The 24,503-nt window shown below is 63.3% G+C and carries 23 protein-coding genes; 12 read left to right on the plus strand and 11 right to left on the minus strand.

The genetic code is table 11. The annotated features are described in order from the left end of the window. Positions 1-82: 82 nt before the first annotated feature. The 4 genes from ACZ5OO_RS03600 to ACZ5OO_RS03615 are packed head-to-tail and all read right to left on the minus strand — an operon-like array spanning position 83 to position 3,930. On the minus strand, positions 83-1,507 hold the full coding sequence (locus ACZ5OO_RS03600) for a UbiD family decarboxylase (RefSeq protein ID WP_464078491.1): 1,425 nt from the start codon (positions 1,505-1,507) through the stop codon (positions 83-85). Beyond that, positions 1,504-2,193, minus strand: coding sequence for an ABC transporter ATP-binding protein (locus ACZ5OO_RS03605; protein ID WP_464078492.1), 690 nt, complete (start codon positions 2,191-2,193; stop codon positions 1,504-1,506). Before ACZ5OO_RS03605 ends, ACZ5OO_RS03600 begins: the two co-directional genes overlap by 4 nt. Next, positions 2,181-2,921, minus strand: coding sequence for an ABC transporter permease (locus tag ACZ5OO_RS03610; RefSeq protein WP_464078493.1), 741 nt, complete (start codon positions 2,919-2,921; stop codon positions 2,181-2,183). The genes ACZ5OO_RS03605 and ACZ5OO_RS03610 overlap by 13 nt, the downstream gene beginning before the upstream one ends. A 1-nt stretch (position 2,922) precedes the next feature. Next, positions 2,923-3,930 carry an ABC transporter substrate-binding protein gene (locus ACZ5OO_RS03615; RefSeq protein ID WP_464078494.1) on the minus strand — a complete coding sequence of 336 codons (1,008 nt, stop codon included), beginning with the start codon at positions 3,928-3,930 and terminating at the stop codon, positions 2,923-2,925. 185 nt (positions 3,931-4,115) lie between these two features. Between ACZ5OO_RS03615 and ACZ5OO_RS03620 the strand changes: the two genes are divergently transcribed. Both ACZ5OO_RS03620 and fdhF read left to right on the plus strand, forming a co-directional pair. Further along, complete coding sequence (locus tag ACZ5OO_RS03620; protein ID WP_464078495.1) at positions 4,116-5,579, plus strand: complex I 51 kDa subunit family protein; 1,464 nt, start codon at positions 4,116-4,118, stop codon at positions 5,577-5,579. After that, positions 5,576-8,245 carry a formate dehydrogenase subunit alpha gene (gene fdhF, locus ACZ5OO_RS03625; RefSeq protein WP_464078496.1) on the plus strand — a complete coding sequence of 890 codons (2,670 nt, stop codon included), beginning with the start codon at positions 5,576-5,578 and terminating at the stop codon, positions 8,243-8,245. Before ACZ5OO_RS03620 ends, fdhF begins: the two co-directional genes overlap by 4 nt. Here fdhF and mobA read toward each other — a convergent pair. Both mobA and ACZ5OO_RS03635 read right to left on the minus strand, forming a co-directional pair. Further along, the gene (gene mobA / locus ACZ5OO_RS03630) at positions 8,223-9,059 is read right to left on the minus strand and encodes a molybdenum cofactor guanylyltransferase (RefSeq protein ID WP_464078497.1); all 837 of its coding nucleotides are present in this window, start codon (positions 9,057-9,059) and stop codon (positions 8,223-8,225) included. The genes fdhF and mobA overlap by 23 nt on opposite strands. Continuing rightward, positions 9,043-9,306, minus strand: a complete 264-nt coding sequence (locus tag ACZ5OO_RS03635) for a hypothetical protein (RefSeq protein ID WP_464078498.1) — start codon at positions 9,304-9,306, stop codon at positions 9,043-9,045. The genes mobA and ACZ5OO_RS03635 overlap by 17 nt, the downstream gene beginning before the upstream one ends. Positions 9,307-9,468: 162 nt before the next feature. On the opposite strand from ACZ5OO_RS03635, the gene ACZ5OO_RS03640 reads away from it, so the two are divergent. Continuing rightward, positions 9,469-9,891 carry a putative metallopeptidase gene (locus ACZ5OO_RS03640; RefSeq protein ID WP_464078499.1) on the plus strand — a complete coding sequence of 141 codons (423 nt, stop codon included), beginning with the start codon at positions 9,469-9,471 and terminating at the stop codon, positions 9,889-9,891. Between the two features lie 50 nt (positions 9,892-9,941). Here the strand turns inward: ACZ5OO_RS03640 and ACZ5OO_RS03645 are convergent, their stop codons facing one another. Next, positions 9,942-11,255: an FAD-dependent oxidoreductase gene (locus ACZ5OO_RS03645; RefSeq protein WP_464078500.1), complete on the minus strand. Its 1,314-nt coding sequence runs from the start codon at positions 11,253-11,255 to the stop codon at positions 9,942-9,944. A gap of 40 nt (positions 11,256-11,295) precedes the next feature. Further along, positions 11,296-12,678: an RAD55 family ATPase gene (locus ACZ5OO_RS03650; RefSeq protein ID WP_464078501.1), complete on the minus strand. Its 1,383-nt coding sequence runs from the start codon at positions 12,676-12,678 to the stop codon at positions 11,296-11,298. A 154-nt stretch (positions 12,679-12,832) separates the two neighbouring features. Between ACZ5OO_RS03650 and ACZ5OO_RS03655 the strand changes: the two genes are divergently transcribed. After that, positions 12,833-14,047, plus strand: coding sequence for a M24 family metallopeptidase (locus ACZ5OO_RS03655; RefSeq protein WP_464078502.1), 1,215 nt, complete (start codon positions 12,833-12,835; stop codon positions 14,045-14,047). On the opposite strand, the gene ACZ5OO_RS03660 is transcribed toward ACZ5OO_RS03655, so the two are convergent. Next, complete coding sequence (locus ACZ5OO_RS03660; protein WP_464078503.1) at positions 14,044-14,691, minus strand: 16S rRNA methyltransferase; 648 nt, start codon at positions 14,689-14,691, stop codon at positions 14,044-14,046. The genes ACZ5OO_RS03655 and ACZ5OO_RS03660 overlap by 4 nt on opposite strands. A 77-nt stretch (positions 14,692-14,768) precedes the next feature. Continuing rightward, complete coding sequence (locus ACZ5OO_RS03665) at positions 14,769-15,695, minus strand: MBL fold metallo-hydrolase (RefSeq protein WP_464078504.1); 927 nt, start codon at positions 15,693-15,695, stop codon at positions 14,769-14,771. Between the two features lie 188 nt (positions 15,696-15,883). Here ACZ5OO_RS03665 and ACZ5OO_RS03670 point away from each other — a divergent pair, with 188 nt between their 5' ends. The 7 genes from ACZ5OO_RS03670 (at position 15,884) to ACZ5OO_RS03700 (ending at position 22,146) form a co-directional block, all read left to right on the plus strand. Further along, the gene (locus tag ACZ5OO_RS03670; RefSeq protein ID WP_464078505.1) at positions 15,884-16,429 is read left to right on the plus strand and encodes an aspartate racemase/maleate isomerase family protein; all 546 of its coding nucleotides are present in this window, start codon (positions 15,884-15,886) and stop codon (positions 16,427-16,429) included. Between the two features lie 5 nt (positions 16,430-16,434). Further along, the gene (locus ACZ5OO_RS03675; protein ID WP_464078506.1) at positions 16,435-17,343 is read left to right on the plus strand and encodes a hypothetical protein; all 909 of its coding nucleotides are present in this window, start codon (positions 16,435-16,437) and stop codon (positions 17,341-17,343) included. Between the two features lie 20 nt (positions 17,344-17,363). Next, positions 17,364-18,419 (plus strand): TIGR04084 family radical SAM/SPASM domain-containing protein, encoded by a 1,056-nt coding sequence (locus ACZ5OO_RS03680; RefSeq protein WP_464078507.1) that lies wholly within the window; start codon positions 17,364-17,366, stop codon positions 18,417-18,419. A 52-nt stretch (positions 18,420-18,471) separates the two neighbouring features. Continuing rightward, positions 18,472-19,212, plus strand: a complete 741-nt coding sequence (locus ACZ5OO_RS03685) for a DUF5131 family protein (protein ID WP_013267326.1) — start codon at positions 18,472-18,474, stop codon at positions 19,210-19,212. Between the two features lie 125 nt (positions 19,213-19,337). Further along, positions 19,338-20,609: a winged helix-turn-helix domain-containing protein gene (locus tag ACZ5OO_RS03690; RefSeq protein ID WP_464078508.1), complete on the plus strand. Its 1,272-nt coding sequence runs from the start codon at positions 19,338-19,340 to the stop codon at positions 20,607-20,609. Positions 20,610-20,612: 3 nt separating this feature from the next. Next, complete coding sequence (locus ACZ5OO_RS03695; protein ID WP_464078509.1) at positions 20,613-21,446, plus strand: ABC transporter ATP-binding protein; 834 nt, start codon at positions 20,613-20,615, stop codon at positions 21,444-21,446. Next, positions 21,430-22,146: an ABC transporter permease gene (locus ACZ5OO_RS03700; protein ID WP_464078510.1), complete on the plus strand. Its 717-nt coding sequence runs from the start codon at positions 21,430-21,432 to the stop codon at positions 22,144-22,146. The genes ACZ5OO_RS03695 and ACZ5OO_RS03700 overlap by 17 nt, the downstream gene beginning before the upstream one ends. On the opposite strand, the gene ACZ5OO_RS03705 is transcribed toward ACZ5OO_RS03700, so the two are convergent. After that, on the minus strand, positions 22,147-23,289 hold the full coding sequence (locus tag ACZ5OO_RS03705) for a glycosyltransferase family 4 protein (RefSeq protein WP_464078511.1): 1,143 nt from the start codon (positions 23,287-23,289) through the stop codon (positions 22,147-22,149). A gap of 114 nt (positions 23,290-23,403) precedes the next feature. Here ACZ5OO_RS03705 and ACZ5OO_RS03710 point away from each other — a divergent pair, with 114 nt between their 5' ends. After that, positions 23,404-24,279 carry a GH12 family glycosyl hydrolase domain-containing protein gene (locus tag ACZ5OO_RS03710; RefSeq protein ID WP_464078512.1) on the plus strand — a complete coding sequence of 292 codons (876 nt, stop codon included), beginning with the start codon at positions 23,404-23,406 and terminating at the stop codon, positions 24,277-24,279. Positions 24,280-24,503 lie beyond the last annotated feature (224 nt).

Consider the following 24,503-nt stretch of genomic DNA (forward strand, 5'->3'; position numbering starts at 1 on the left):
AGCTATCACGCCGCCCACCACTGCCCTGGTGAGGCTGTTGAGGAGCGACCACGGCCTGGTCGCGGTAAAGTACTTCCTCAGGCTATAGGCCGTACTCGGCCCACCTCCTGTTCACAAGCTCCACGGTGTCCCTGTCGGGCTCCAGCTCCTCCGGGGGCTCCCCTCCAGTCTCGTCCTTCAGCTTCCTGGTGGCGTCAACTATCAGCTTGCTGCCCACCCTCCTCCTCGGCAGGTAGGAGACGTCGAGCTCGTCGGCAGGGGCCTGGGGCACTACTATGACGTCCCTCGAGGGGTCCACGAAGCTTGAGACCGCCCAGGTTACCTGCCCCAGGTCGTGCGGGTTCACGTCGCTGTCAACCACAATTATTATCTTTGTGAGCGACATCTGGCCGGTGCCCAGGAGGCCCATGGCGACCCTCGCGGCCTCGCCTGGGAACCTCTTCCTTATTGACACTACGGCCAGCCCCTGGACCCACCCCTCCGCCGGGAACGAGACGTCAACCACCTCTGGGAAGAGGTACCTGATCAGGGGCAGGAAGGTCCTCTCCACCACCTTGGCTATCACGGAGTCCTCCATGGGCGGCCTCCCCACGACCGTGCCGTAGTAGATGGGGTCGGGCCTCGCGTAGGCCCTCTCAAGCTTGAAGGTCGGGAACTGCCTGTCGGGCCTGTCGTAGAACCCGACGTGGTCCCCGAAGGGCCCCTCCGGCCTCAGGTCCTCCAGGTCTATGTAGCCCTCAAGCACGACCTCGGCGTGGGCGGGCACCCTTATGCCGTTGGGGAGCTGGTGCACCTCGACGCCCTCCCCCCTCAGCGAGCCGGCCACTAGGTACTTGTCAAGTGGGTATGGCGCGGGCATCACTCCGGCCAGCAGCGTGCCTGGGTCAGCGCCTATGACTAGGGCCGCCGGCATCCTGCCCTCGCCCCTCTCCCTCGCCCTGGCCTCCTCGGCGTAGCCCCTCTTGTAGGTCTGCCAGTGGACCACGGCCTCCCTCTCATTTACTATCATGACCCTGTAGACGCCGAAGTTGGTCGACTCTCCCAGCTCGCCGGACTCCCTGTGCACGAGCAGCGCGTAGGTGAGGTACCTGCCCCCGTCCTTGGGCCACGTCTTAAAGGCCGGGAGGTCTGTAAGCCTCAGGTCCGGCCTCTCCTCGAAGTCGGGCCTCCCCTGCCTCGGCAGATATGAGGCCGCCCTGAGCAGGGAGGTCACGTTGCCCCTGATTACGTCAGCCGGGGACGGCATCCTGGACCCGAGCTCGTCAAGGCTGCTGACGCCGAGGCCTAGCTTCACCGCGTCCTCGCAGCAGAATATGTTGCCCGCGACCCTCCACCCTGGGCTCCCCTCGACGTCCTCAAAGAGCACCGCGGGCCCCCCTGACCTCATGAGCCTCCTCAGGATCTCGGGTATCTCAAGCACGGGGGAGACCCTGGCCTTAACCCTCCTCAGCATCCCCCTGGACTCGAGGAGGTCCAGGTACTGCCTCAGGTCCCTCAGGGCCATCATGACCACCCCGCGGCCTTCCTTATCAGCTCAGCCCTCCCGCTTGGCGGGACCTTCCTCAGGTCCTCGTGGGCTACCACCCTGCCTGGCCTTCCAGCTATAGCAGTGACCACGTCGGCCACCTGGGCCGTCTCCTCGATCTGGTGGCTCACGATTATAATTGTCTTCCCCTCGCGCGCCAGCGACCTAACTATGTCGTTGAGCGACCTGACGGCCTCCAGGTCGAGGCCCGTGTAGGGCTCGTCGAGGAGGAGCACGTCAGGGTCTGTGATCAGGGACCTGGCTATAGCCACCTTCCTCCTGGTGCCGCCGCTGAGCTCCCTGGGGTATGAGCCCAGGAACCTGGTTATGCCGAGCCTCTCAGCTATCTTAACTGCCTCCTCCCTGGCCCTCTCCATGGGCACGCCGGCGACCTCCAGGGGTAGCGTTATGTTTCTCAGCGCTGACCTCCACGGCAGGAGTGAGTCGCCCTGGGGAACCAGCGAGACCCTTCCCTCCACCTTGACGAGGCCCTCGTCAGGCCTTATTATGCCAGCTATTATCCTGAGCAGCGTGGTCTTGCCGACACCGTTTGGCCCGACCACGGCGTGGACCTCGCCCGCCCTGGCCTCAAGGCTGACCCGCTGCAGGACTGCGACCCTACCGAAGGCCTTTGACACGTCCCTGACCAGCGCTGTCACTCCATCCACTTCATGGCCCACCTCTCTATGGGCCTCAGGGCGCCCAGGTCAATGATAACCATGACGAGCACCAGCAGCAGGGACCAGGCCTCGAAGGCGGCGTACTGGTGGAGCTCGAAGAAGAGGTAGAGCCCGTACCCTATGCCCCCGGCCGTGCCGAAGGCCTCGGCCACGGGAGACACTATGAGGGCCACGCCCAGGGCTGACCTGGAGCCCGAGGCGAAGTAGGGGACTGAGGCCGGTAGGTCTATGTAGGCGAGCCTCCTGAGCCCCCTGAGCCCCAGGGCGGCCGCCAGGTCCCCGAACCTTGCCCTTGAGGCGTTGAGGCCCTCTATAAGCGAGGTCTCAAGGGGAGGGAACGCCGAGAGGCCGCTGACCAGTATGGGCACGAGCCTGCTTGAGAAGCCGAGCAGTATGAGCAGGGCCAGGCTCCAGGCCACTGGGGTGACGCTGTGGAGTATCTCCCTGATAGTCTCAACCGTTGACTCGCCAAGGTCGCCGAGCTCGTAGACGGCCACCCCGGCGACTGCCATGGCGGAGGCCACGGCATACCCCCCTATGGCGTCAACAAGCGTTACCGCGGTGCTCCACGCGGCCTCGGCTGGGTGGGCCGCAAGGTACCTGATGGCGGGCGCGGGGCCAGGTATGAGGCCTGAAGAGAGCTCGGAGGAGAACTGCCAGACCGCTATCACCAGGGCGACGCCTAGCAGGTAGCCGGCAGCCCTTCTGGCGGTCATGTCAGCTGAGCCCCAGGTCGCTGCACGTTAATATCCTTGAGGTGTTGGGCATCGCTGTGAAGAAGCCTGACCTGACCAGGTACTGCCACTCGGACACCAGCTCCTGGTACTCCTGCTGGTTTATGCAGACAGACGTTGGGGTGTCGTTGGTGGAGGCCCACACCAGCTGGGACACGTTGCCGGGCACGCCGTAGAGCTTCTCAAGGGCGAGGGCCGCCAGGCTCTCGTTGTGGTCCCAGGCCTCGGCCGACTCAGCGTGCAGGGTGAGCACGTTGACCAGCAGGTGCCTGTTGCTGACAAGCTTTGACGTGGCCACCCAGACGAGGAAAGGAGCCGTCTCCTGCCCGGTCAGGTTGCGCCACATCTCCTGGTAGGTGGCTATGACCCTCATGTGGTAGAGCTCCACCGCCTCGGCCAGCATGGGCTGCCATATGACGCCCGCCTGGGCCGAGCCTGTGAGCACGGCGTCTATGACGTTCCCCGGGGCGGCGTTTATGACGTGGACCACGTCGGGGCCCGTCAGGTTAGGCGACACGGTTAGGTTGTAGAGCTCCTTCATCATTATCACGAAGAGGTAGTAGGTGCCCGTGCCCACGGGTATGGCGACTGTCTTGCCTGCCAGCTGGGCCGGCGAAGTTATGTTCGAGCCCACGGGCACAACTATTCCCTGGAATAGCGGGAAGTCGACGGCGACCACGTAGGTGTTGTTGCTCTGCAGCAGGGCCAGCCCGGCCAGGTCAGCTGGCAGTATGGCTATGTCGACCTCGCCCCTGAGCAGGGCGTCGAAGAGCGAGGGCGTGAGCGAGTAAATCACGTAGTTAACCTTGACGGGGACGTTTGATATCGACGGGTCAACCCTGTAGGCGTCGAAGGAGGAGACGCCAACTGATATGCTCCCGACGCTAACCGAGCTGCTGCCATGGCTGACCACGAGGGCCACCGAGGCCCCTATGACAATAACTATGATAATGACCGCGACCGCCAGCAGCGCAGGCCTCGTGATAACCACCAAAGGGTGGTGTGCAGGCCTTAAATTTAAACTTAACCTGTTAGAGTTAAAATTTCTAGAGGTTATAATTAAAACACCATTAAAATCGCCGATTGAAACCCCTCAAATCCTTAGCTGGGATAGCATATGGCAAAAAGGCTTAACAATATTAAGTTAGATCGCCTCACACAGAGCCGGAGTGAAGGTTGCCCGCGAAGGCCATTCTAAGGCCTGAGGTCGACTCCTTCTACTCCTTCTACAAGGTTGCCGTGGGCGAGGAGCACTGCAGGGGGCTGGCGTGCTACGCAGCCAGGTCCCTTAACCCTGAGGCCTGGAGGAGGGCCGTGGCGCAGCAGCCGCCTACCTACTGCCTCGGCAAGTGCTACGCCGGGCCCTCAAGCACGCTGACCGGCGGCGCCCCTCACGTCGAGGTCAGGTCCAGGAAGGCCATAGTGCTCAGGCACGTCGTGGACGGGCCAGTCAAGTCGCTGCAGCAGTACCTTCAGCTCGGCGGCATGAGGGGCCTGGGGAGGGCCCTCTCCATGCCCCAGGCCGAGGTCGTCGAGGAGGTCAAGAGGTCCCAGCTGAGGGGCAGGGGAGGCGCTTACTTCCCGACGGGCCTCAAGTGGGAGTCAGCCATGAGGCAGGCGGCGCCCGCTAAATATGTCGTCGTCAACGGGGACGAGGGGGACGCGGGGGCCTACGTGGACAGGTTCCTCATGGAGTGGGACCCATACCTCGTGATTGAGGGCGCGCTGATAGCTGCCTATGCAATAGACGCGGGCAAAGTCTACTTCTACATAAGGAGGGAGTACCCAGGTGCCGTCGCAGCCGTCAAGAGGGCAGTGCAGGAGCTGCGGGAGGCAGGCTACATAGGAAGCAAGGCCAGTAGGGGGCCTAACGTTGAACTTGAGGTCCACGTCGGCAAGGGCTCCTACGTGGTTGGCGAGGAGACGGCTATGATAAACGCCATAATGGGCAGGAGGCCCGAGCCAACCCCGAGGCCCCCTTACCCAACCGAGAGGGGGCTCTTCGGCATGCCGACAGTTGTGAACAACGTGGAGACCCTCTCCAGCGTCCCCTGGATCATAGAGAACGGAGGCGATGCCTACGCCGAGCTCGGCTTCAGCAGGAGCAGGGGCACCAAGGTGCTGAGCCTCAGCTCAACGTTCTCGAGGCCTGGCCTCTACGAGGTGGAGTTCGGGGTCAGCCTCAGGGAGGTGGTCTACGACATGGGAGGGGGAGTGAGGTTCGGGAAGCTGAAGTTCCTGGTGGTTGGGGGACCCCTCGCGGGGCCTGTGCTCCCCTCAGAGCTTGACGTGAAGCTCGGCGTGGAGGAGCTGAGGGCCATAGGGGCCAGCCTGGGCCACGGCAACGTCATAGCTTTCAGCGACGACACCAGTATGCTTGAGGCGCTTCACGAGATCGTTCACTTCGCCTCCTTCGAGTCGTGCGGCAAGTGCTTCCCGTGCAGGCTCGGCACGGCCAGGGCTGACGAGATATTGGAGGAGGCCCTCAGCAGGGGGTACCTGACTCCCGCTGAGGCGGACGAGCTGAAGTCAATAGCCACGGCAATGAGAGCTGCCAGCCTCTGCGGCCACGGCCAGGCCACAGGCGACGCCATACTCTCGTTCCTGGCGAAGGGGGCAGATGAAATGGTCAGGGGGTGAGCGAGGTGGCCGTCAGGATTAAGGTTAACGGCGTCGAGCATGAAGTCGATGGCAACCTGAGCCTCCTCGAGGCCCTCAGGAGGCTCGGCTACTACGTGCCAAGCCTATGCTACGACGACAGGCTTGGCCCCCAGGGGTCGTGCAGGCTGTGCGTCGTCGAGGCCAACGGCAGGCTGGTGACCAGCTGCACCACTAAGGTCCAGGACGGCATGGAAGTCAGGACCGACAGCGAGCAGGTGAACCAGGTTAGGAGGGAGGTGCTGGGGCTCCTGGCAAGGAGCTACCCAAGGGACGCTTACGCCAGGTACCCGTTCAAGGAGTTCCACGTGGCTATGAGCAAGTACGGCGTTGAGCCTCAGGGAACCGAGAGGCAGGACCTAGTGGACCTCTCACACCCCTACATAGTCGTTGACATGAACAGGTGCATCAAGTGCTTCAGGTGCGTGAAGGCCTGCGACGAGGTTCAGGGCTACCACGTCTGGAGGGCGTGGGGCCGCGGCGGCAGGATAATGATAAGGCCAGATGGCCCTGACTTCGCCCACAGCTCCTGCGTGAGCTGCGGCCTCTGCGTCGACGTCTGCCCCACGGGGGCCCTTGAGGACAGGAGCGTGCTGATCTACGGGTGGCCGGACTCGTGGGTCAAGACAACGTGTCCCTACTGCGGCGTCGGCTGTGAGCTTAACGTCGGAGTCAAGGACGGGAGGATAGTGGACGTCAGGCCGTCCAGGACGTCAGTTGTGAACAGGGGGAACCTCTGCGTCAAGGGCAGGTACGCGTGGGACTACATATATTCACAGGACAGAGTGCTGAGGCCGCTGATCAAGGTCAACGGCGAGTGGCGCGAGGTCAGCTGGGACGAGGCGATAGGCTTCGTCGCCTCAAGGCTGAAGGAGATACTGGCCAAGTACGGCCCGGGCAGCGTGGGGGTACTTGTAGGTGCGAGGGTAACTAACGAGGAGGAGTACCTGGCCGGCAGGTTTGCCAGGGTGGTGCTGGGAACGAACAACGTTGACAGCTGCGCGAGGGTCTGCCACGAGCCCTCCGCCCAGGGCCTTGAGGACATGTTGGGCACGGGAGGCGCCACAAACACGTTTGAGGATATAGACCTGGCCAGGACAATAATGGTCGTGGGCTCTAACACCACCGAGAACCACCCGGTCATAGGGAACAGGATCAAGCTGCTCGCGGAGCAGGGCAAGGTGAAGCTGATAGTCGTGGACCCAAGGAGGACGGAGATCGCTGAGTACGCCGACTACCACCTGGCCCTGAGGCCTGGCACCGACGTGGTGCTCTTTAATGCAATGGCTAACGTGATAATAAGCGAGGGCCTCATAGATAGGGAGTTCGTGGCAGAGAGGGTCGACGGCCTTGAGGAGTTCGAGGACGTTGTCAGGAACTACACGCCTGAGTTCGCTGAGAGGATAACAGGGGTTAAGGCAAACCTAATAAGGGAGGCGGCGAGGCTCTACGCGACTAACAGGCCCTCGATGATATTCTGGGGCCTCGGTGCCACCGAGCACATACAGGGGACGGAGATCATATATCAGCTCATAGACCTCGCGCTCCTCACGGGTAACGTTGGCAGGCCGGGCTCGGGCCTCATGCCGCTGAGGGGCAAGAACAACGTCCAGGGCACTGCTATAATGGGGGACCACCCTAAGAAGCTGCCCGGCTCGGTGCCGCTGGCCCAGAACTTGGAGAGGTTTGAGAAGCTTTGGGGGGTCAGGCTTAACCCCAACCCCGGGCTCGACGGCATCGAGATGGTCGACGCTGCCATGAGGGGTGACCTGAAGGCGCTCATAGTGTTCGGCGAGGACGTGGTCATGTCGCACCCGTACAGGGAGATGACCGAGAGGGCGCTCTCAAAGCTGGAGCTCCTCGTGCTTGTTGACATGTTCCACAACGAGACCTCCAGGTACGCCCACGTCTTCCTGCCGGCGGCCAGCTCCTTTGAGAAGGAGGGCACCTTCACCAACGCCGAGAGGAGGATCCAGAGGGTGAGGAAGGTCATAGAGCCCCTGGGCGAGTCCCTGCCCGACTGGCAGATAATAATTAGGCTGGCCAAAGCCATGGGTTACGGGGACTACTTCAGGTACTCGTCGCCCGAGGACGTGTGGAACGAGATAAGGTCCGCGTGGCCGGCGGTCTACGGCATAACTTACGAGAGGCTGGAGAGGGAGGGGGGCCTGCCCTACCCAACCCCAGGCCTCGACGCCCCGCCGGTCAAGGTGCTCCACGTTAACCAGTTCACCGTAGGCAGGAGGGCCAGGCTGAGGCCCGTGGCCTACATACCGTCGCCGGAGCAGCCAACGGAGGAGTACCCGTTCACGCTGATAACCGGCAGGACCCTCTACCACTTCAACATGGGCTCTATGACGAGGCGCACCGGGGACCAGGTCATAGAGTCCGAGGACTTCATAGAGATAAGTGAGGACGACGCCAGGGCCCTGGGCATAGGCGACGGCGACATGGTCAGGGTCACCAGCAGGTGGGGCTCAGCGGTGGTCAGGGCGAGGATATCAAGGAGGGTCTCCAGGGGCACAGCCTTCGCCACGGTGCACCACCCCGAGGCCTCAATTAACTACGTGGTCTCGCCCGCGGTCGACAGGATATCCCACATACCGGAGTACAAGGTGACGGCCGTCAGGATAGAGAGGGTCTCCTGAGCAGGGCCCTCAGCCTCTCGACCCTCCTGGCCACGCCAAGCCCAAGGGCCTGGGCGTCAAGCAGTGAGTGGAGCTCGAGGTGCCACACCCTCAGCCGCCTGTAGGCCGCCGACTCCTCTCGGAAGGCCAGGGCCGCCCCCTGAACGTCGCCAGCAGCTGCCAGCGAGACTGCCCTCCTGTAGGCGGCCGGGTCGAGCTCAACGGTCCTCCGCGGCCCCCTCGACCTCGGAGGCCTGTCGCCCGGGACGTCAAGGTCGTAGAACCTGGCCTGGCCGCCCAGCGGCGAGGCGCCAACGAGCCTAGAACTTGAGGACCTCAGCAGGTCCGTCATCCTTGCCCTTAGCCCGAGCGACGCCTTAGAGCACATGAGGTCCACGGCCTCCCTCAGCAGGCCTGTGGGGCCGCAGACGAAGGAGGGGTTGACGAGGCCCCCGCTCATCAGAGGCGAGGCGAGCCTCTCGGCGCACTGCCTGAGCAGGGCCTCAAGGCTTCCTGCCGTCGCCCACGCCGCGTCGCCCGGCATTACGAGCACGCGGTCCGAGCTCACGTGCCCTATTGCGCTTGCAACGCCCCTCGGCGGGCCCCCGCACGGGAGCTGGGGCAGGTCCTCGACAACCCTCGCGCCGGCCAGGAGCCCGCCAAGCCTTGAGATCTCCTCCCACGAGGACACAACTATGACGTCGCCCACCTCCGCGGCCACGCTAAGAACCCTTGATATCAGAGGCCTCCCGTTGAAGGGGGCCAGCAGCTTGTCCGAGCCAAACCTTGATGAGGAGCCGCCCGCCACTACTATTACTTCAGGCTTCCCCGGCACCCCTTTCACCGCGGGGCACGAGCAGCGCGGCCCAGAAGGCCACGGAGGCAAGGAGCATGGCGACCCCGGCGTACATAGTGTACCTGCAGGCGCCGCAGCCAAGGGCCACGGCCAGGGCGCTCAGGAACATGGCTACGGCGCCAACGCCTCCGAGGAGCGACGCCGCAAGAGTGGAGACGTCGTCCTTTTCCAACGGGGTCCCCCTTACCTGACGCCCTGCAGGCCTTATGTCTGCAGCGGCAGTCAAAGCATGCACCGCGGAGGCCTATTATGTGAGTGAGCCCGCGGGCCTGGGAATGCCGTCAACGTGGGGGACCTGCCCCAGGGCGGCCGCCCTCGGGGGCGAAGTGGGTTTGCAACACGCCCAGGCGTCTCGCGCCAAATATTTCCCCTTCCGCCTAGCCCTGCGGTGGGCGCGCTGATAACCTATCAGAGGGACGAGGCGCTCGAGAGGGCCGTCAAGTGCATAATAGAGAGCGCTGGGCTTAACTACATAGACCCCGGCAGGGTCTATGTCATAAGGAGCAGGGGCTCGAGGTCAAGGGCCATAGCCAGGATATACTCAATGCCGTCCGCCTGGAGGTACGCCCTTAACATGGAGCCTGCCTACCTCATAGAGTTCATCTCTGAGAGGTTCGACAGGCTCACGCCAGGGAGGAAGGCCGAGGTCATAGTTCACGAGCTGCTCCACATACCCATGGCCTTCAGCGGCGGCCTGAGGCCCCACGGCAAGTACGTCAACGACAGGGTGGCGGCGAGGATAGCCGCTAGGGTTGACAAGAGCTGCCTTGAGGCTTTAAGCTTGACAGGACAGCAGGGACTGGGCCGATGATGTCACCATCAGTGTCGGAGCCGTGAAGACGGGTTATCCCCCTGAGGCCCCTAGATCCTCATCAGCTGCCTGGCCGCCAAAACCACCGGGTCCCAGGCCCTTCCAGAGCTGGGGTGGTAGCCTATCTCTACGAAGAACAGCTCCTCGGCGGTCATCCTCTTCATAATAGCCGCGGCTATGACGCCCAGCCTCCCTATGACCTCCTCAGGCCCCGCGACCTGGCCCCCTATTATGACCCCGCTGGACTCCTCGGCCAGGAGCTTCACAGTCACATCGCCGCCGCCCGGGTAGTACCTGGCCCTCGACCTGGTGGTTATTATTGATGTCACGTACCTTATGTTGGCCCTCCTCGCCTCGGCCTCGTTGAGGCCAACCCTGCCAAAGGCGACGCCCTCAAACCTAGTCACTATGTCGCCCAGGACGCCGGGGAACCTCTTGTCGCCCCCAGCCGCGTTGACCCCCGCCACAAGGCCGGACTTGTTGGCTATGGGGGCCAGGGGCCTCCAGTCAGGCTGCCCCGTGACCATGTTCCTGTGTTCCATGGCGTCACCAGCAGCGAAGGCGTAGTCGTAGGTCGCCTGCAGCCTGTCGTCAACTGCAATGGCCCCGTGGGGGCCCAGCCTCAGCTGTCCCCTGACAAGGTCAACGTCTGGCTCAACCCCTACGGCGGCCACCACCAGGTCAGACCTCAGCTCGCTGCCGTCGCTGAGCCTAACCCTGTCCCCGCTCACCTTGGCCACAGTAACCCCGAGCCTCAGGTCGACGCCCGCCCTCCTGGCCATCTCCGTCAGGCTTGAGCCCAGCTCCTCGTCCAGGTCCCTGCTCATCAGGTAGGGCCCCCTGTGCACCAGGTGAACGACCTTGCCCATGTTCCTCAGCTGCTCGGCCATCTCGACGCCCAGGACGCCTCCGCCAACCACGGTGACCTCCCTGGCCGCCTCTGCGGCCCTCCTGGCGGTTTCGGCGTCAGCAGGGTGGTGAACGTAGATCACCTTGGCGTCGTCGACGTTGTTGAGCCTCCTGGGCCTCGCGCCCGTGGCTATGACGAGCCTGTCGAACTCAAGCTTGACCCTCTGCCCGCCCACCCTGGCAACCGCTACCCTTGACTTAACGTCGAGCTCCTCCGCCTCGGCGTTCGTTATAACCTCTATGTTCCTCCTCTCCCTGAAGAACTTGACGTCGTAGGCCTGGAGCAGCCAGTAGTCCTTGAACAGCCCGCCTATGTAGTAGGGCACGCCGCAGGGGGCGTGGCTTATTATGTTGGTCCTCTCGAGGACCGTTATCCTTGCATCAGGGGCCCTCCTCCTGGCCCAGGAGGCCGCTGACATGCCGGCCGCTCCGCCGCCTATGACGAGTATCTCCATGCACTTCCCTTGCTACCCGCTGATGCCGGGAGTTTAACGCTCAGCTACTGGCCTCCAGCCTGAAGCCCCTGTTGAGAAGCGGCCTGCAGCCCCCGCTCAGGTCGACCTCTATTGGCCTCGTTGACGGCATGGGCTCCCCCCAGACCCTGAGCGGCTCAAGGATCGCCCTGTTCCCCCTGGCGGAGAGGTAGAAGACGTAGTCGTAGTAGCCCGAGAGCGGCACGCTCCAGACGGAGTCCCTGGGCGAGGCATAGAGGTGGAACGTGCTTATGTTCATTGATGACCTCCTGAGCAGCGTCCTGTAGACGAGCCCCACGTAATCGCCCTTCTCGCTGAACTCGCTGAGCAGGTGGACACCCTCAACTATAACTACGTCCGGCCTGAAGCTGACGTCGCTGGAGTAAGTCATTATTTCAGCCTCGCCTATGGTGAGCGAGGACGCGTCGTAGCTCTCAATAAGGAGGTTATCAGCCCTATTAATGACTTCAGGCCCGCAGTCCTCCATGAGGTCCCTCATGCTTGCCATGCCATGTATGTAGGAGCCCATCTTGACCCTGAGGCCCGAGGCCAGGGCAGGCGCGGCCAGGTACCAGAGGGAGAACTTGGTGGGGTCGAGCGAAGGGTCATATACTATTAGCGTGCCGGTGCCAATGGGCATCGCAAGGTCGTCGAGGCGGTACCTGCGCGCGGGCTTCACCCCGCTGGGCAGTGCCTCAGGCCTGAGGGGCGGTGCGAACTCAACGCCCCTCCCAGTGAAGGCATAGGGGAGGGACGCGTACCCTATGTTAGTCCCCCTCATCTTCCTTATCTCGGCGTACCTCTCAAGCTTCCCCTTGACGACCCTGTACCTCAGGACTATTATGCCGTCAACTATGAACTCCTCGGGCCCCAGGCCTGAGGCCTCCTGGCCCACGGGGAGCTCAGAAATTAGCAGCGCCGTCGCCCCCCTCCTCTTCAGGCCCAGGTAGAGGGCCGAGTGCATTATCTCCCTCGCCCTGGGAGGGTCCCGGGCCAGCTGCTCAACCGCTGTGACGCTGTCTATGACCACCCTCTTCGCCCCCATGCTGTCGGCCTGCGACAGCACGTCCTCGACCACTTCCCCCAGGGCGTCCGGGTCGCTGACGCTCAGCGCCTCGTAGTACCTGAACAGGCCCCTGCCCTCCAGGGGCCTGAAGTCCATGTTGAACTGAAGGGCGTTGGCCATGAAGTCCTCCCTGGGCTCCACGAAGCTCACGTAGAGCGAGGGCTCCCCGGATGAGGCCCCGTGGTACGCGAACTGGCTCGCCAGCGTCGTCTTCCCCGCCCCGGGGTAGCCGGCGACCAGTATTATGGAGCCCCTCGGCACGCCCTCAGAGAACATGTCGTCTAGGCCTGGCACCCCAAGGAGTATCCTCTGCCTGGCGGCCTGGCTGCTCTGGCTCAACGCGATAACCTCTACTCAGTCATGGACAGGATATTGTCGCAGTGGGTTTTTAATCTAACTCCCCCGGCGCGTTAACCCTAGAAAGTAAACCCTTTTATGGGACCAGACCTTTCCATGGGCGTATTTTTATCTTCCCCAGGCAGCGAAGGGCGCGGTGCAAGAGGACTTGATGCCGAGGGTCTCCGAGGCCGAGCTCAACAGGAGGCTGAGGGCCCTCAGGGAAAGGGTAGCCGCCTCAGGGGCCCAGGCGGCCGTGCTTACTTCCTCCGTAAGCATATTCTACTTCACAAACCTCTCGTTCATAACCACTGAAAGGCCCGTTGTAGTCATAGTGCCTGTGGACGGTGAGCCCTTCGCGGTCCTGCCGAGCGTCGAGATGGGCCACGCGGAGTACAGGAACTCCAGGTGGGGAGGCGTTGTCAAGCGCTTTGAGTACTACTTTGACTACCCCGGGGAGGTGCACGTGGCCAACTTCATAGCCGACGCCATAGCAGGCTCTGGGCTAAGGCATGTCATGGGGGAGCCCCTGGGGCCCAAGGGGGCCTACGGCTACTCTGGCCCGCCCCTCCAGGAGCTGCTTGCCAAGAGGGGGGTCAAGTGGACTGACATGGGTGACCTGGTGGCGGAGATGAGGCTCACTAAGTCGCAGGAGGAGCTCTCGCTGATAGAGGAGAGCGGCAGGTGGGCCTCAAGGGCCATAGACAAAGCCATGGAGCTTATGGCCCCGGGCAGGTGGGACTGGGAGGTCTCGCTGGAGGCCAGCCTCGAGGTCAGCAGGGAGATGAACAGCCGCTACTCTCCCTACGTGCCCCTCAGGGGCACCGTGGGCTGGGTCGTGGGCTTCAGGGGGCAGGTGGGCGAGTTCTCGGCCTACCCCCACGCCCTGGTGGCGGAGAGGCCCATGAGGGAGGGGGACGTCATTGGGATAGGCTCTGGGCCTGAGGTGGGGGGCTACTTCGCTGAGCTCGAGAGGACCCTCGTCCTTGGGACGCCGAGCAGGGAGGTGAGGGAGTACTTTGACAAGATGCTGAAGGTGAGGCAGGCGGCCATTGAGTCCCTGAGGCCAGGCGCCAGGGCCTCAGACGTGGACAGGGCCATGAGGACCAGGGCAAGGGAGCTCGGGGTGGAGGGCCTGCTGAGGCACCACAGCGGCCACGGCCTGGGGCTTGAGGAGCACGAGCCCCCGTTCCTCGACGTCGGCAATGGCCAGGAGCTCAGGCCGGGCATGGTAGTGACCATAGAGCCAGGCCTTTACGTGCCCGGCCTAGGGGGCTTCAGGCACAGCGACACCTTCGTCATAACTGAGGACGGCGCCAGGAGGCTGACAAGTTACCCGGAGGACATAGACGAGCTCACAGTAAGGCGCTAGAGCTCGTAGTAGGCGTTAGCTACAGAGCACGCCACGTCCCACGACTTGAGGGGCTCCCCCTCCCTTATCCTGTAGTACTTGAGGGCCAGGGACTTCACCTCGTCAGAGAAGTCGCCCCTCGGGAAGGCCCCGAAGCCTACTGGAACACCGAGGGACGAGGCCTCCCTGAGGACTGAGAGCGTGTCTGAGCTGGCCCCGCCCTCAGAGAACACTATGATCCTCCTGTCCCCCAGGAAGTCCCTGAGGCTGTCCGCCACCCTCCACGCCAGCGGCCTCCCGCTCGGCGGCACCCTGTTGTCCCTCAGCAGCTGCGCCATGAGTCCCTTGAACCTGTCGTAGTTCTTTGGAACCCTTACGTCTGGGGCGAAAGCGAAGACCCTGCCGTCCTGGACGTGCATGTAGACCTCCACCTTGCCCTCCAGCACCGGCCTCTTCTCGAGCAGGTTCAGGAGGCTGAGGTGCACTATGTCCGGCCTGCCCCTCCTCCACCAGCCCTCCAGCGACCTCATAGCCTTCCAGTGCAGGCCAGCGTCGAGGACCATCTCCTCCGGCCTGAGGCCGTACCTCCTGGCCGTCTTGACCACCTGGGGGTGGGAGGCGAGCTCCCTGGGGATGACCTCCAGCGCGGAGTCCAGGAGGAGCACGGTGAGCTTGGCCAGGCCCCCTCACCCTATATTATAATAGGAAATACAGAGATGGAGAAAGGGCTGCGCAGCGGCGTCTACTCATAGTCTTCGCCGCCCTCCTCGGCCTCCCCCTTGCCCTCCCTGCCCCAGAGCTCCCTTCTCCTGGCCTCCAGCTGGTTCACCTCAACCCCCATCAGCTCGGCCGCCGTGAGCAGCCTGACGCCGGCGTCCTCAGCGGCCCTGTAGTGCTCCCTCAGCCTCTCCCTGTAGTTGAGGTCCCTGAGGAGGTGGTGGTCAACTACTATGGTTTCGGCCACACGGGCCTTGATCAGCTCCATCAGGCCATCCAGGCCCCTCTGGACGGCCTCAACGGGCACCTTGAAGCCGGCGAAGTAGGTGGGAGGGCCGCTGAGCACCAGGAGCCTGGCCCCCGCCCATGACTTTAGCTGCTCCACGGCCTGGGGGTCCGCGGGCCCCTGGGAGTCGCTGGCGAATATTATGGATTCGCCGTCGCACGAGGCCCTGACCATTATCAGCCTCCCCACCTTGGTGCCCGGCTCGCCGTGCCACACGGGCGGGGAGAACTCGAGCGTCAGGTCCCCCACCCTGAAGGTCTGCCCGTCGGCGTAGGACACCTGGGAGTTCTGCTCAACCTTGCCCTCAACAAGGAACCTCCTGGCCCTCCCCCTCTGGCTCCAGTTGATGTTACTGTTTGGGTCCTTGACGAGGAGTCTCTTGCCGTAGTAGAGGTTGGGCCTGTCCTTGAGGTAGTGGTCGTAGTGGTAGTGCGTTATTATTATAGCGTCCGAGCTGGAGACCTCCTCGGCTATCCTCTCAAGGGCGCTGTGTAGCGCCTGGAGCTCAAGCTGGTGGGGCGGCAGGCCGTACCTCCTGGGCGCGAGCGAGGCGCCGAGGTCTATGCCGAGCCTGACGCCGCAGGCCTCGGCCACTGTTGCTATGCTCCTCACGCCCATGCTGTCGGCCGCGAGTATAGAGACGTCGAAGGGACCAGCCCTTACCAAGCTCCCGCCGAGGACCCTGTGGCCCCCGGCAATAGTAAGCGTTTACACCTGCGGCTCAGGGTTAAAGGCACAAGCGGACCTGGGCCTGGGAGGGGTTAGAGGCGATCTCAGTAATACTCTCGGGCGAGAACCCGACGCTGCAGAGGGACCTTGAGGCCCTCTACCCGGACCAGTTCAAGTTCTTCTACATGCAGTACAGGCCCGGCCACGGCATAAGGAAGGACGAGATGGACATCATGTTCGCCGAGCTCTCCAAGATAAAGGGGGAGGCGGAGCGGGCCGACGGCATACTCTACGCCAGGTCCTACGGCGCCTTCAAGGAGTTCCAGTTCAGGCTGCTCAGGGACTTCTTCTCGGTGCCCGTGGTGATAGCCACAGAGGCCATACTCACCAGGCTCAGGGAGCTCAGGGCCAGGAGGGTCTACCTCGTGACCCCCTACAACCAGTGGAGGCACGACTACGAGGTCAGGTGGCTCAGGGATAACGACTTCGAGGTGGTGGGCTCCATAGCGCTGGGCAGGACGGGGGGCAAGGCCATAGCGTCAACGCCCCACGAGCTTGTGATAGACGCTGTCAGCGTGGCCCAGAGGAGCGAGGCCGACGCGATATACGTGGCGTGCACGATACTTTCAACGCTCCCCATCCTCGACAGGCTGAGGGGGAGGCTGCCCGTGGTCACGGCCTCCTCAGCGATGCTCGACGTGGCCAGGGAGATCGGCATCTTCAAGGGGTGAGCCGGTTGCTCTCCATAAGCTCCGAGCTGCTCGAGTTCCTCAGGCTCAGGGAGGGCACGGTAGAGGTCATAGACAGGGCCCCTCCCTCTGACGAGCAGCTGGTGGGGCTAGTCAAGGAGGCCATGGAGAGGGAGAAGTCCCTGGTGTCGGGCCTCAGGCTGGGCGACGACATGAAGTACGCCATAGACGTGGGCCTCACCAACGCGTCCTCAGGGCTCCTCTACCCGGCCGAGGTGGCCGTCAGGTTCTTCCTCGAGAGGGGCTCGCTGTGCCTCATAGCGTCGAGGACCACGGAGCTCTACATAAGGGCCCTTAGGGAGAGGGCCTGGCACGCCATGGTAGATGACGGCTACATAGTGAGGAGCGGGCCGGAGGCCGTGGGCAGGGTGAAGAAGCTGAGCGGCAGGAAGAGCCTTGAGGGGGACGCCATATTCCTTGCCGGGAAGCCCGTGTGCGAAAGGCACCTTAAGTGGCCCGAGTACTCAAAGCCCATTGAGGAGCTGCCCCTCGAGAAGAAGTACCTTAAGGCGACCCTCGACACCAGGAAGAGGAAGAAGGGCTCGGCAATAAGGTGCGCGTTCTGCAACAGGGAGGCCAGGTACTTCACCTTACCCATGATAAAGGCCAGCGCCCTGGTCTTCATAGCGAGCTACCTGGCCGGCCTTAATCCCGAGGGGCCCATGGAGCTCTACTCAAACCTCTCCAGGGTTCTCCACCCCTACGGCTTCTCGTGGCTGAGGCCCGAGGTGGCGTTCACCGTGTGGGCCAGGGACATGCTGACTGCGGCCTTCTACGTTAACTCCATGCTCGGCTTCCCGCTGCCGAGGGTCAGCCCGAGGAGGGCCCCGGCCGAGGCCGCGCTCGAGCAGCTGTCCATAAGCGACACTGACGAGGCCTCAAATGCCCCCGCATAGGGCTCCCCAAGGGAAGTAGGTTGCTGTGGCTGGTGTTCACCACGGGCTTTTGCAACCTGAGGTGCGACTACTGCGGCGGCTCCTTCCCAAGCAAGGTGGTGCCCTACACGGTGAGGTACGACATTGAGAAGCTTAAGAGGCTCGTGGAGGCGGACCCCCAGGCCACGGTCATATTTTACGGCGGCGAGCCCCTGGCCAACCCCAGGTTCATAGAGGAGTTCATGGACAGGGTCAGGGCCAGGAGGTACGGCGTGCAGACCAACGGAACGCTTTACAGGCTGCTGCCCGACCCCTACTGGAAAAGGATGAGCGTGGCCCTCCTCTCAATAGACGGCAGGGAGTCGGTCACCGACAGGCACAGGGGCAGGGGGGTCTACAGGAGGGTGCTGGAGGCCGCCAGGCACCTCAAGTCCCTAGGGGTTGAGACGATAGCTAGGATGGCGGTGACCCAGGACACGGACATATACGAGGACGTCACGCACCTCCTGGGCCTTGGGCTCTTCGACAAGGTGCACTGGCAGCTTGACGTGGTCTGGTCGCCCAGGTGGGACTTCGAGGGGTGGGCCGAGAGGAGCTACTTACCTGGGGTGAGGAGGCTCGTGGACCTCTTCATCTCGGAGCTCAGGAGGGGCAGGGTGCTCAAGATAATTCCAATACTCGGCGTTGTGAGCGCCCACTTCTTCGGCGGCTACCCCGGCTCGCCGTGCGGCGCGGGCTACAGGAGCGTGGCCGTGAGCACTGACGGCAGGGTGCTCGCCTGCCCCATAGCTGTTTACGAGAGGTGGGCCGAGCTGGGCACCGTGGACGGGGGGTTCAGGCTCATGGGCCCCTACCTGGCCAAGGAGTGCGCCTCCTGCCCCTACAGGAGGTACTGCGGCGGCCGCTGCCTCTACGCCTCGATAGAGAGGGACTGGGGCGAGGAGGGCTTCACGGCAGTTGACAGGGTCACCAGGGCCTACCTTGACGCTGTGCTCTCAATAATACCGGAGGTGGAGCGGCTGGTAAAGGAGGGCGCCGTGAGGCTGGAGGACCTGAGGTATGACCCAACTGAGGACTCCACGGAGGTCATACCGTGAGCTGCGGAGCTCAGGGTTATTAGCCTTGGAGCCCGCGCTGTAGCTGAAGGTCATGTCGCTGCTGCCCGACCTAGGCAACAGGAGGCCCGTCAGGCCGAACAGGTCCTGGAACCCGGTCACTGGCTGCCCCCACCTGTGCACCTACTGCTGGGCCATGAAGTTGATAGAGGGGAAGCTCAGGGACAGCCCCAAGTACAGGAACGGCTTCGCGCCGACGCTCCATGAGGAGGACCTTGAGAGGGCTAGGTTCAGGCCCGGCGACACCGTGTTCGTGGTCGACATGGGCGACCTGTTCAGTGACGCCGTGCCCTCCGAGTGGATAGCTAGGGTGCTCAGGAGGGCCAGGGAGTTCCCGTCAACGAGGTTCATGTTCCTGACCAAGAACCCTGCCAGGTACAGCGAGTTCCTTGACCTCTTCCCCAGGAGCTCGGTGCTGGGGGCCACCATAGAGACCAACAGGGACGACCTTGCTAGGTCGGTGTCTAGGGCCCCTCCGCCGTCGGCCAGGCACGAGGCCATGGCTGAGCTCAGGTGGCCCTACAAGTACGTCTCAATAGAGCCGATAATGGACTTCGACCTGGACGTCATGGTCTCCTGGGTGGCTGACATAAGGCCGGTGAGCGTCCACGTGGGCTACGACAACTGGAACTCAAGGCTGCCTGAGCCTCCTCTATGGAAGGCAAGGGAGCTGGTCAGGAGGCTCTCCTCCGTGGCCCCCGTGGCCCTGGGCTCCATGAGGGAGCCGTGGTACGAAGCCGCGTTTAGGAGGAGGCTGGGGAGCGCAGTTCTCTGAAGTCCTGGAGCATCTCTGTTAACTGACGAGTTCCCTCGCCACTTGGGCCCGAGGGGCTGAGGAGCGCGCTCGTCAGAAGGCTTTATCTTTGACGAGTCGCTTCACGTAACTGAGCGGGTGGGCGGTTGTCAGAGGACGTGTTTGACGCCCTGTCGCACCCGACCAGGAGGGCCATAATAAGGGCCCTGGGCGACAGGGGGCACCTGACCTTTACAGAGCTCATGGACGCCGCCGGGGTCAAGGACACGGGCACCATGACCTTCCACCTGAGGAGGCTCTCGCAGCTCATCGCGAGGAACAGCTCGGGCGAGTATGAGCTGACAGAGCTTGGGAGGAGGGCCTACGAGGCTATAAAGGTGGTGGAGCAGAAGGGCCAGGAGCAGGCCAACGTCAAGGCTGAGGCGAGGGGCGGCGAGGCGGGCCTCCTTGTTATATCTAATAGGCTTCACGTTGACATCACAAGGTCACTGCTGGAGGACGCGAGGGCCCAGGGCAAGAGGGTGCTCGTCAGCGACTGCATAAGCGTGAGCGTAACCGATGACGTGGACGAGGCCCTCGTCAGGGAGGCCCTGGAGGGTATAAGGGATGTCGTGAGCGTCGAGGCGCCCAAGTGGCTGGCCGGCGTCCTTGAGCCCAGGCTCAGCGACGTGGTGGTTGTAAGCTACAGGGACCACGTCAAGGGGCACGGAGGCGTCTACGTCTTAGGCCTCGGCTGGCTGGACAGGCTGCTGGGAAAAGCCGTAGGTAACGCTGTTGGAGCTGCCTTGGGCGAGGCGGCCGGGAAGGGGTCCGAGGTGTACTCCACCTCAATAGGGCCGGTCAGGGCTGTGAGGGTAAACCTGAAGAGGAGCTCCCTGAGGCTGGAGCAGGGAGAGGGCAAGGTAACGGTTTACCCATACTGGAGGGGTTGCAAGCACGACGTGAGCGTTAAGGACGAAGAGCTCATAATAAGCTCTGACGGCTGCCACGTTGAGGTCTCCCTGCCCCCTGGCGCCTCCTCCCTCGCACTGGAGGCCGAGAAGGGCGACATCAAGCTGGCCTACGGCGGCCTAAGCTCGTTCAGGGCTGACATGCTGGAGTCCTCCCTCTCAGCCTCCCTGAGGGACCTGGGCAGCATGACAGCTGAGCTCGACCTCAGCGACAGCGAGGCCAACCTTGAACTGTCATACGGTGAGCTCAGGGGGGAGTCCAGGATAGCGGTTGACGCCGAGGGAAGCAATGTTGACATTAATGCCACCGTCAGGGGGAGCGCCTCGGTAACGCCGAGGGTTAAGGAGAGCGAGGACAGCTCAATCTCAATAGACGTCGACAGCTCCCTGGGCGGCGGCGAGGGCTCCATAGTCTTTGAGCTGAGCTCGAGCGAGAGCCGCGTGAAGGCCAAGTTCAGGAGGGGATGAAGGGTGGACGCTGCCATAGAGGTGGAGGGGCTGAGCAGGTCATACGGTAAGGTGGTCGCCCTGGAGGGCGTCAGCCTGAAGGTGATGAGGGGCGAGCTGGTATCCCTCCTGGGCCCCAACGGCGCCGGCAAGACGACCCTTGTGAAGCACCTGTACTGCGAGCTCAGGCCCCAGTCAGGCAGCGTCAGGGTGCTGGGCGGCGACCCCTGCGACAGGAGGGTGAGGCTAAGGCTCGGCGTAGCCCCGCAGGAGGCGACCCCCTTCCTGGACCTCACGGTATTTGACAACGTCTACTACGCCGCCAGGATAAGAGGAGTCCCGGGCGGCAAGGCCAAGGCCATGGCCGAGGAGACCGTGAGGGCCCTGGGGCTCTGGGAGCACAGGGACAAGTACGTCATAGACCTCTCCGGAGGGCTTAAGAGGAGGACCCTGATAGCCATGGCTGTTGTCCACAGGCCTGAGGTCCTCATACTTGACGAGCCCACGACCGGCCTTGACCCCGAGGCCAGGAGGGAGTTGTGGGACCTGCTGAGGCAGCTCAAGGGCGAGGGGAGGGCCATACTCCTGACGACACACTACATGGAGGAGGCCGAGGCGCTCTCGGACAGGGTGTACTTCATAAACAGGAAGGTGATAGCCGAGGGGACGCCGGCGGAGCTGAGGAAGAGGTTTGCCTACTACTACGAGGTCGTTGACCTGGAGGAGGGCAGGGTCTACAAGGTCAGGGAGGACGAGGTCAGGGACTTCGTGTCAAGGCTTAGGGGGAGGTTCGAGGTGAGGGCCCCGTCCCTCGAGGAGGTGTACCTGGAGGTGATGAAGGGTGCTCAGGGAGCTTGAGTCGCTGGCCGAGATGTTCATCAAGGAGGCCAGGACCTGGATAGCGGTGAACCTGTTCTTCATGATAGTGTTCCCGGTGGCCATAATAGCGTCGTTCGGCTACATAGTGAGCAGGCAGGACGCCTACTACCTGGTGTCGGGGACAATAGTCTTCCAGGTGGCCCTCTCCGGCATGCTCTCAGTGCCGAACAACATAGGCATGGACAGGCAGGGCGGCAGGATCTCAATCATGATAGCCAGCGGGGTGCCGCTGTGGGTGTATGCTATGACGTCCGCGCTCGTCAACAACGTCTTTGCCGTGCTGTCAGGCCTGCTCATAGTTGGGGTGGCGGCGGCGCTAAGGTACATAGCGGTCAGCGCCGTCGACGTTGCCTACCTCACGGTTGCGCTGCTCCTAAGCACGTTCGAGGGCTCCATGGTTGGCCTGCTGATAGCCGCAAGGATAAGGAACTGGAGGCTGCTGCAGCAGGTGACGCAGATAGCGTCGTTCACGCTCACCTTCTTCGCGCCGGTCTACTTCCCGCTCTCGGCGGTGCCCAGGTACCTGCTGCCGCTGGCCATGCTTGAGCCCACGACTTACGCGGCGCAGGCCATAAGGCTCTCGCTCCTCGGCAGCCCGGCGTCGCTTCTCTGGGGGCTGGCGGCCCTGGCCTACGGCGCTGTCTTTGGAGCCGTGGCGGGCAGGTGGGGGCTGGCGTGATCACTTTAGCTCGTCGACGTACTTGGCCAGGCTCTCCTTGAATGAGCTGTAGCTGAACCTCCTTGCTACCTCGGCTGAGGCGGCCGACAGCTTGGACCACCTCTCCTCGTCGCCCAGGAGCCCCGATATGGCCCTGGCGGCCTCCTCGGGCGTGGCGTAGCCGAGCCCCCGGTCCACCCTTGAGGCCATGTCGGTCCACCCTCCCCCGTCCCTGTAGACCACAGGCACGGCCCCGGCTGCCATGCCCTCAGCTATCGCGATGCCGAAGTGCTCCGCGAAGGGAGGGTGGAGGTAGATTTTGGCCCTGGCGTAGAGCCCCAGCAGCTCGCCCCTGGGCACGTTGAACTTCAGGTGAACCATGTCGTCAACCCCCAGCCTCCTGGCCTCCCCCCTTATGGCCTCTATGACCGGCCCCGAGTAGCTGGCCGTGGAGCCCACTATGTAGAACTCCGCCCTCACGCCCATCTCCCTGGCGGCCCTGGCTATTGCAGGGATGACATCAAGCCTCTTCTCGGGGCTGAACCTGGACACGGTGAGCACCAGGGGCTCCTTCTCGGCCTTCCTGGCGGCCTCGCCTATGGCCTCCACCTCAACTGGGGGGTAGAGGACCCTCGCCTCAACGCCGTAGGCCTGCTTAACCTTTTCGGCAGTCCACGAGCTGTTGGTCAGCACCAGCCTCGGGGGCCTCCTGGAGGCCTCCCTCAGCACGGGCCTGGCTGCGAGCCTCACGGCCAGGTTGTAGGCCCACCTCAGGCCGCCCCCTCCCATGTAGTCCAGGAGGGCCGGGTAGTGTATGTAGACGGCGTCCGAGGGGAAGGGCACGTTGGCCTGGGTCTCGAATATCAGCTCGTAGCCCTCCTCCCTGAGCCTGGGGAGGCCATCCCTCATGAAGGCCCTCAGGGCCAGTATCCTCCTGAGCCTGGTCAGCCTGTTCCTGGAGATGCCCTCGAGCGGGAACCCTATGTCCAGGACCCTGGGCGGAGGCTCCCCTGGGGCCAGGAGCTGCCAGGCGCTGGCGCTGAGCCTCATCGTGTAGAGGTCCGCCTCGTGCCCCAGCTCCCTCAGCGCCCTGTAGACGCTTATGGCCAGCCTCTCCCCGCCGCCCGCCTCCTCTATCAGCGTGTGAACAACTGCTACCTTCATGACTTACCATAGCTGGAAATGCCATGTAGCAAATAAAAGCGTGAGGGCCCCACGGCATGTGCGCGCCAACAGAGGATATAGCCCCCTGCAGCCCCCCTAGCTGGGAAAGCCCTCTTGGCGTCCCTTGGAGGCTACCTAAACCTGGTCCCTCCCAGCGGCCTCAGGGACTGCGTCGCCGCGTCCTCAACAAGGGCAGGGGAGTCAAGCTGGGTTACAGTGAAGGACCCTCAGGGCCATGGCATAGCCGTTGACCCCAACCCGTGGAACACCTGGGAGGGCTCAGGCAGCTCCTCGGTGAAGCTCTGTAGTGACGGACTTGACGTGGTGGTCTCCTACAGCGAGGCCACGGCGGCGAGGCCGCCCGAGACGGTGCTCGGCTACCCGGAGGTGATATACGGCTACAAGCCGTGGGGCGCCCTCTCAACGCCGACGTCCCCCCTGCTCCAGCTGCCCGCCAAGGTTGGCCAGCTCCCCCAGGCGCTCGTGTACGTTGACTACTCAGTGGAGTTCCCCAACGGCAGGGGCAACCTGGCGTTCGACCTGTGGCTCACAAGGGGGCCGGGCCAGAACGGCGTGGGGCCCCGGGAGCTCGAGGTCATGATATGGCTCTACCGCACCCCGGGCTTCAACCCCATGGGCTACCAGTCGCCCAGCTCAACCCTTGCCCTGCCGGCCATAGTTAACGGCAGGCCTGGGGTTGTTAACTGGGGAGTTTACATAGCCGACCCCATGGGCCCGGGCCGCTGGACCTACGTTGCCTTCACCCTCGAGCCCCCGCTGGCCTCGAGAAGCGTTGTGGTGCCCCTGACCCTTGTGCTGAGGTCGCTGAGGGACCTGCTGCCATGGGGCAACGAGGTGAGCGACCTCTACCTCAACGGCCTTGAGCTTGGCATGGAGTACACCTCGCTGACCTGGCCGCCTACCAGGGTGAGCGTCATGGCCAGGTACAGGCTGAACTCATACGGTGTCCTGGTCCTCCCCCAGGCTTAAGGCTTAATAGCCCCCGCTGAAGCCACTCCGTGGCCTCTGAGGAGGGATTGGGGGATGTCAGTTCGCGTGGCACTCGCGGGCCTCCATTGGTAAGCCCGCGTTAGGTCTAGCGGTAGTCTTTATTGTAGTTCTCGCGCTCCTGGGCGTCCTCCTGTGGCACCACTTTAATGGCAGCGCAACGCCCACAAGCACGACGGAGCAGCAGGCGTACTCCCTGCTGCCCC

The organism is Acidilobus aceticus (genome assembly GCF_055392325.1).

Excerpts from the sequence above, each read along its gene's own strand:
- ACZ5OO_RS03600 (WP_464078491.1), bottom strand. The coding sequence starts at position 1,507 with ATGATGGCCCTGAGGGACCTGAGGCAGTACCTGGACCTCCTCGAGTCC.
- ACZ5OO_RS03610 (WP_464078493.1), bottom strand. The coding sequence starts at position 2,921 with ATGACCGCCAGAAGGGCTGCCGGCTACCTGCTAGGCGTCGCCCTGGTG.
- ACZ5OO_RS03645 (WP_464078500.1), bottom strand. The coding sequence starts at position 11,255 with ATGGAGATACTCGTCATAGGCGGCGGAGCGGCCGGCATGTCAGCGGCC.
- ACZ5OO_RS03670 (WP_464078505.1), top strand. The coding sequence starts at position 15,884 with ATGCAGTACAGGCCCGGCCACGGCATAAGGAAGGACGAGATGGACATC.
- ACZ5OO_RS03685 (WP_013267326.1), top strand. The coding sequence starts at position 18,472 with ATGTCGCTGCTGCCCGACCTAGGCAACAGGAGGCCCGTCAGGCCGAAC.
- ACZ5OO_RS03705 (WP_464078511.1), bottom strand. The coding sequence starts at position 23,289 with ATGAAGGTAGCAGTTGTTCACACGCTGATAGAGGAGGCGGGCGGCGGG.